This window comes from Pseudomonas sp. 05N434, from assembly GCF_056396965.1.
The window spans coordinates 1-6,768 of the sequence record NZ_JBFTMK010000339.1; the positions used below are offsets into that span (position 1 = coordinate 1).

7 protein-coding genes are annotated in these 6,768 nt (G+C 56.6%); 6 read left to right on the top strand and 1 reads right to left on the bottom strand.

What is annotated here, in order from left to right:
- Positions 1-85 precede the first annotated feature (85 nt).
- Positions 86-508 (bottom strand): DUF4124 domain-containing protein, encoded by a 423-nt coding sequence (locus AC1DLB_RS19870; protein WP_064620345.1) that lies wholly within the window; start codon positions 506-508, stop codon positions 86-88.
- 399 nt (positions 509-907) lie between these two features.
- On the opposite strand from AC1DLB_RS19870, the gene AC1DLB_RS19875 reads away from it, so the two are divergent.
- The 6 genes from AC1DLB_RS19875 (at position 908) to msrQ (ending at position 6,619) form a co-directional block, all read left to right on the top strand.
- The gene (locus AC1DLB_RS19875; RefSeq protein WP_026286735.1) at positions 908-2,632 is read left to right on the top strand and encodes an acetolactate synthase 3 large subunit; all 1,725 of its coding nucleotides are present in this window, start codon (positions 908-910) and stop codon (positions 2,630-2,632) included.
- Positions 2,633-2,634: 2 nt separating this feature from the next.
- Complete coding sequence (ilvN, locus tag AC1DLB_RS19880; RefSeq protein WP_003205610.1) at positions 2,635-3,126, top strand: acetolactate synthase small subunit; 492 nt, start codon at positions 2,635-2,637, stop codon at positions 3,124-3,126.
- A gap of 46 nt (positions 3,127-3,172) precedes the next feature.
- Positions 3,173-4,189, top strand: a complete 1,017-nt coding sequence (ilvC, locus tag AC1DLB_RS19885) for a ketol-acid reductoisomerase (RefSeq protein ID WP_477785497.1) — start codon at positions 3,173-3,175, stop codon at positions 4,187-4,189.
- Positions 4,190-4,334: 145 nt separating this feature from the next.
- Positions 4,335-5,192 (top strand): CDP-diacylglycerol--serine O-phosphatidyltransferase, encoded by an 858-nt coding sequence (pssA, locus tag AC1DLB_RS19890; RefSeq protein ID WP_477785498.1) that lies wholly within the window; start codon positions 4,335-4,337, stop codon positions 5,190-5,192.
- Positions 5,193-5,255: 63 nt separating this feature from the next.
- Positions 5,256-5,999: a protein-methionine-sulfoxide reductase catalytic subunit MsrP gene (gene msrP / locus AC1DLB_RS19895; protein ID WP_477785499.1), complete on the top strand. Its 744-nt coding sequence runs from the start codon at positions 5,256-5,258 to the stop codon at positions 5,997-5,999.
- The gene (gene msrQ / locus AC1DLB_RS19900) at positions 5,999-6,619 is read left to right on the top strand and encodes a protein-methionine-sulfoxide reductase heme-binding subunit MsrQ (protein ID WP_086945885.1); all 621 of its coding nucleotides are present in this window, start codon (positions 5,999-6,001) and stop codon (positions 6,617-6,619) included. Before msrP ends, msrQ begins: the two co-directional genes overlap by 1 nt.
- The last annotated feature ends 149 nt before the right edge of the window (positions 6,620-6,768 follow it).

The window sequence follows — 6,768 nt, forward strand, 5'->3', positions numbered from 1 at the left end:
GGGCAAGGATCGGCAGCTTCAGGTCTTGCTCAAAGAGTTCGACGCGTTGATCACCGTCTCCCGCTGAATCGGAAACTGCCAGTGCTTACTGGCAGTTTTTCGCAATCTGTTTCTGTGCTTCGGTGAGGCGCTCCTGACGTTGTTGGTCGGTCAGGCGGCGCGTCTCGCCGTCGACTTCCTCCCGCAATCGCGGATTGTTCTGCAGTTGAGCCAGGTTCGTCCGAGCTTGTTCACAGAACACTCTTAGCTGGGCCTGCTGCTCGGCGACCTGCTTTTTCACTTTGTGATCGATGGCCTTTTGATCGCCGATGACGTTGCCGCGCGGTAGCGCGCCCGGCTTGCCGACGGGCGGGGAGGGCGTGACCATGACGGTGGCCTCCCGGCCTTGGGGCGGCTGCGCATCGAAATGGGTGACGCCCTGGGCATCGACCCATTTATAGATCTGACCCGCCATGCACAAAGGGCTCAGGCTGATCAGCAAGCTGGCGGTGAAGATGAGTGTTCTCATGCCATTTCCTTGTCAGGGGTGCGCAATTGAAGCTAACACAGTTGCGGTTTAAAGGTTTTTTCTTGCGTTCTCATGCGCTTAGTTCAATAAAGCACATTGACGGCTTGACTTGCGATGGGCGAAACAGAAGAATCCAAAGTCCGCTGTAGAGGGACTGCCAGAAGCAGACCCACTCGGCAGATCATGAGGCGCACATCCGCGCCGACCTGTTACACCCGCAACGCGTTACCTCGCGCTGGGTGGGAAAGGCCCGCAACACTTGGGACGATCCCAATACTTGCTCAGTCAGTGCTGACGTAGTCGGCGACCACCGTCGCTCATGCTCTGCCGAGAAGTAAACCTATTAAGACCCGTCCTCTTGTATGTGGGCGGTATTCTGGCGTTTTAGAGGTGAACAACGTGGAGCTTTTATCTGGCGGTGAGATGCTCGTCCGCTTTTTGCGTGACGAAGGCGTCAAATATATCTACGGGTACCCGGGTGGTGCTCTTCTTCATGTCTATGATGCCCTGTTCAAAGAACCGGAAGTGACCCACATCCTGGTTCGTCACGAGCAGGCTGCGACCCATATGGCTGACGGCTATGCCCGTGCCACCGGTAAAGCCGGCGTGGTACTGGTGACGTCCGGCCCGGGCGCAACCAACGCCATCACCGGTATTGCCACGGCCTACATGGACTCCATTCCGATGGTGGTCATTTCCGGCCAGGTGCCTAGCACCATGGTAGGCACCGATGCGTTCCAGGAAACCGACATGATCGGTATCTCCCGGCCGATCGTGAAGCACAGCTTCATGATCAAGCACGCCTCGGAAATCCCGGAAGTCATGAAGAAGGCGTTCTACCTGGCGCAATCCGGTCGTCCTGGTCCGGTCGTTGTCGATATCCCGAAAGACATGACCAACCCGGCCGAAAAGTTCGAATACATCTTCCCGAAAAAAGCCAAGCTGCGTTCCTACAGCCCGGCCGTTCGCGGTCACTCCGGGCAAATCCGCAAGGCAGCCGAAATGCTTCTGGCGGCCAAGCGCCCTGTGTTGTATTCGGGCGGCGGCGTGATCCTCGGTGGTGGCTCTGCGCCGCTGACCGAGCTGGCGAAGATGCTCAACCTGCCAGTGACCAATACCCTGATGGGCCTGGGTGCCTACCCTGGCACCGACCGTCAGTTCATCGGCATGCTCGGCATGCACGGCAGCTACACCGCCAACCTGGCGATGCACCATGCCGATGTGATCCTTGCAGTCGGCGCGCGTTTCGATGACCGCGTGATCAACGGCCCGGCCAAGTTCTGCCCGAATGCCAAGATCATTCACATCGACATCGACCCGGCTTCGATTTCCAAGACCATCAAGGCAGACGTGCCTATCGTTGGCCCGGTCGAGAGTGTCCTGACCGAAATGGTCGCGATCCTCAAGGAAATCGGCGAGACCCCGAACAAGGAGTCCGTTGCCAGCTGGTGGAAGCAAGTTGATGAGTGGCGCGGTGACCGCGGTCTGTTCCCTTACGACAAGGGCGACGGCAGCGTGATCAAGCCGCAGACCGTGATCGAAACCCTGTGCGAAGTGACCAAGGGCGACGCCTTTGTGACCTCCGACGTGGGTCAGCATCAGATGTTCGCGGCGCAGTACTACAAGTTCAACAAGCCGAACCGTTGGATCAACTCCGGTGGCCTGGGCACCATGGGCTTCGGTTTTCCGGCGGCCATGGGCATCAAGCTGAGCTTCCCGGATGACGATGTCGCCTGCGTAACAGGCGAGGGCAGCATCCAGATGAACATTCAGGAACTGTCGACCTGCCTGCAATACGGTTTGCCGGTAAAAATCGTCATCCTGAACAATGGCGTGCTGGGTATGGTTCGCCAGTGGCAGGACATGAGTTATGGCAGCCGTCACTCGCACTCCTACATGGAATCGCTGCCTGACTTCGTCAAACTGGCAGAGGCCTATGGTCACGTTGGCGTGCGCATCACCGACTCGAAAGATTTGAAGTCGAAGATGGAGGAGGCGTTCGCCATGAAAGATCGCCTGGTGGTTATCGATATCTCGGTTGACACCAGCGAGCACGTCTACCCGATGCAGATCAAAGACGGCTCCATGCGTGATATGTGGTTGAGCAAGACGGAGCGTACTTAATCATGCGGCACATTATTTCCCTGCTTCTGGAAAACGAACCGGGCGCTCTGTCTCGTGTAGTCGGCCTGTTTTCGCAGCGCAACTACAACATCGAAAGCCTGACCGTGGCGCCAACCGAAGACCCGACTTTGTCGCGTCTGACGCTGACCACTGTCGGCCATGATGAAATCATCGAGCAGATCACCAAGAACCTGAACAAGCTGATTGAAGTGGTCAAACTGGTCGACTTGTCGGAGAGTGCTCACATCGAGCGCGAACTGATGCTGGTCAAGGTCAAGGCCACCGGCGCCCAGCGCGCCGAGATCAAGCGCACCACCGATATTTATCGTGGGCAGATCGTTGATGTCAGCGCCAGCGTGTATACCGTTCAATTGACCGGTACCAGCGACAAGCTCGACAGCTTCATTCAATCGATCGGCACTGCCTCGATTCTGGAAACCGTACGCAGTGGCGTCACCGGGATTGCCCGCGGCGACAAAGTACTGAGCATCTAAACCAAATTAGCGAATGGCCTGAGGGCCAGATATAAAGGGGAAATTCATGAAAGTTTTCTACGATAAAGACTGCGACCTGTCGATCATCCAGGGCAAGAAAGTTGCCATCATTGGTTACKGCTCCCAAGGCCACGCTCAAGCGTGCAACCTGAAAGACTCCGGCGTTGACGTTACCGTTGGCCTGCGTAAAGGTTCGGCCACCGTTGCCAAAGCTGAAGCCCACGGCCTGAAAGTGACTGACGTTGCTTCCGCCGTAGCAGCTGCCGACCTGGTCATGATCCTGACCCCGGACGAGTTCCAGTCCTCGCTGTACAAGAACGAAATCGAGCCGAACATCAAGAAAGGCGCCACCCTGGCCTTCTCCCACGGTTTCGCGATCCACTACAACCAGGTTGTTCCGCGCGCTGACCTCGACGTGATCATGATCGCGCCGAAAGCTCCGGGCCACACCGTGCGTTCCGAGTTCGTCAAAGGCGGCGGTATCCCTGACCTGATCGCTATCTACCAGGATGCTTCGGGCAACGCCAAAAACGTTGCACTGTCCTACGCTGCCGGCGTTGGTGGCGGTCGTACCGGCATCATCGAAACCACCTTCAAGGACGAGACCGAAACCGACCTGTTCGGCGAACAAGCCGTTCTGTGCGGCGGTACCGTTGAGCTGGTAAAAGCCGGTTTCGAAACCCTGGTTGAAGCTGGCTACGCGCCGGAAATGGCCTACTTCGAATGCCTGCACGAATTGAAGCTGATCGTTGACCTCATGTACGAAGGCGGTATCGCCAACATGAACTACTCGATCTCCAACAACGCTGAGTACGGCGAGTACGTGACAGGTCCGGAAGTAATCAACGCCGAATCCCGTCAGGCCATGCGCAACGCCCTGAAACGTATTCAGGACGGCGAATACGCCAAGATGTTCATCAGCGAAGGCGCCACCGGCTATCCTTCGATGACCGCCAAGCGTCGTAACAACGCCGCTCACGGTATCGAAATCATCGGTGAGCAACTGCGCTCCATGATGCCGTGGATCGGTGCCAACAAGATCGTCGACAAAGCCAAGAACTAAGTCACGAGCTTGTACGGAAAACGCGGCCTAGGCCGCGTTTTTTCGTTTGGATCCGCCGGTTCTGGTATAAAGCTGCATCGTTTGCGGTCGAACCGTCGTCCCAGACACCTGTCGAAACTTTCCACCCCGTTGCAAGGTAATGTCCATGAGCGAACGTCCCGAAGAGCCAAAGCAGGCTTCTGACGCCGAAAGCCTTCTGCCCATCGATGAGCACATCGAAGAAGGGCATGACGCTGAWGGCCGTAAAGTCCGGCATCGTGGTATCTATCTTCTGCCGAATCTGTTCACCACTGCGAACCTCTTCGCAGGGTTCTATTCCATCATCAACTCGATGAGCGCCCAGAGCGCCTTGAGTGCCGGTGATGCAATCGGCGCGAGCAAGTATTTTGCGTTTGCCGCGATCGCGATTTTCGTTGCCATGGTGCTCGACGGCCTCGACGGTCGCGTCGCTCGCATGACCAACACCCAAAGCGCCTTCGGTGCGGAGTACGACTCGCTGTCGGATATGGTTGCCTTTGGCGTCGCGCCGGCTTTGCTGGCATTCGGCTGGGCCTTGGGCGATATGGGCAAAGTCGGCTGGATGGTCGCCTTCATCTATGTGGCGGGTGCKGCGTTGCGCCTGGCACGCTTCAACACGCAGGTCGGCACCGCCGACAAGCGCTACTTCATCGGTCTGGCCAGCCCGGCCGCGGCCGGTGTGGTCGCGGGCATTGTCTGGGCGTTCAGCGATTACGGCATTCAGGGTTCCAAAATGTCGTTCCTGGTTGCACTGATGGTTGCCGCCGCGGGCATGCTGATGGTCAGTAACATCAAGTACAACAGCTTCAAGGAGCTGGACTTGAAGGGGCGCGTTCCCTTTGTCGCGATCCTGGCAGTGGTGCTGGTATTTGCCGTTGTATTCAGTGATCCGCCGCGCATCCTGCTGCTGGTTTTCCTTGCCTATGCGGCTTCCGGGCCGGTGCAGTACCTGCTGCGTCTTCGTCGGCACAAAAAAGCCGAGTGATGTAATTTCCCTCATACTCCGCAGTCTATGGGTGCATCTGTCCTCCAATGCTGCGGAGTTGCCATGCTGATCAAAGTCCCCAAAGCGTCTGACTGTCATGAGTCAGACGTCACGCCTGAATCTCTCTACCTTTCTCGTCGCAATGTATTAGGCGCGGCCGTTGCCGGTTTGGCTGTGAGTACGCTGCCGCGCTGGGCGAGTGCCGACGATGCTGCGCGTTATGCCGATGTCGAGCCTGGCAAGGCGCCGTCCTGGTTTGCCGAAAAACTGCCTTCCACTAAATGGGGGGCGGTCAACGTCAAGGATGAAGCAATCACGCCTTTCAAGGATGCGACATTTATTCGCTTTGAAACCCTGCAAGATCCCAAGAGTATGCCTGGACAACGTTCTGGCTTCGCCTTGATCGACTGGCCATATGTAGAAGGGCTGCGTCTGGATGAGGCGATGAATCCGTTGGCGATTCTCGCTGTAGGCATGTATGGACGTGAGTTGCCCAATCAGAACGGTGCGCCGCTACGTCTGGTGGTGCCGTGGAAATACGGCTTCAAGAGCATCAAGTCCATCGTGCGAATCAGCCTGGTCAGTGAGCAGCCGAAAACCACCTGGCAGAGCATTGCCTCGAATGAGTATGGCTTTTATGCGAACGTGAACCCGACAGTCGACCACCCGCGTTGGACGCAGGCACGGGAAAGGCGTTTGCCGAGCGGTCTGTTCAAGCCCAATGTGCGGGACACGCAAATGTTCAACGGCTACTCGGATGAAGTCGCTTCTTTATATGCAGGGCTCGATCTGCGGAAGAATTACTGATGCGATATCTGTTCTGGCGTATTGGTGTCTTTATCGCCGCAGCTGTTTGGCCGCTGCTTTGGTTGTATCAAGCCTGGGCGGATGTGCTGGGGCCTGATCCAGGAAAGGTGCTGGTTGATCGTCTAGGGTTGGGGACGCTTGTCCTGCTGCTCATTACGTTAAGCATGACGCCATTGCAGAAGCTCACCGGTTGGTCGGGGTGGATAGCTGTCCGACGGCAGTTGGGGTTGTGGTGTTTCGCCTATGTGGTTTTGCATTTGAGCGGTTATACGGCGTTCATCCTCGGCTTTGATTGGTCACAACTGGGTATCGAGTTGCGCAAGCGGCCGTACATTATCGTCGGGGTGCTGGGTTTTCTTGGTTTGTTGGCGCTGGCGGTTACCTCCAATCGTTACAGTCAGCGGCATTTGGGCGTTCGCTGGAAAAGACTGCATCGGTTGGTCTATGTGATTCTCGGGCTTGGGTTACTGCATATGTTGTGGATCGTTCGCGCCGATCTGAGGGAGTGGGCGATCTACGCTTCTATAGGTGCGTTGTTATTAGTATTGAGATTGCCGCCTGTAACCCGCCGAATTCCACGTTTAATCGTTAAAAAGGCACCTTCTGCAAGAAAGGCGTAATTAGAGGTTGACGGCAGATCCTGGACGTCTATAATTCGCCCCACTTCCGGCGCAGTCGAAACGGAAAACTCCTTGGTAAACAACGAGTTACGCAGTTTTCGACAGCTGTTACGCTTCAGTTCATCGAAGCCAGAAGGGGTTGGTAGGGC

Bases quoted from the DNA above. Each gene is read 5' to 3' on its own strand.
- AC1DLB_RS19870 (WP_064620345.1), bottom strand. From the start codon at position 508: ATGAGAACACTCATCTTCACCGCCAGCTTGCTGATCAGCCTGAGCCCT.
- ilvN (WP_003205610.1), top strand. From the start codon at position 2,635: ATGCGGCACATTATTTCCCTGCTTCTGGAAAACGAACCGGGCGCTCTG.
- msrP (WP_477785499.1), top strand. From the start codon at position 5,256: ATGCTGATCAAAGTCCCCAAAGCGTCTGACTGTCATGAGTCAGACGTC.
- msrQ (WP_086945885.1), top strand. From the start codon at position 5,999: ATGCGATATCTGTTCTGGCGTATTGGTGTCTTTATCGCCGCAGCTGTT.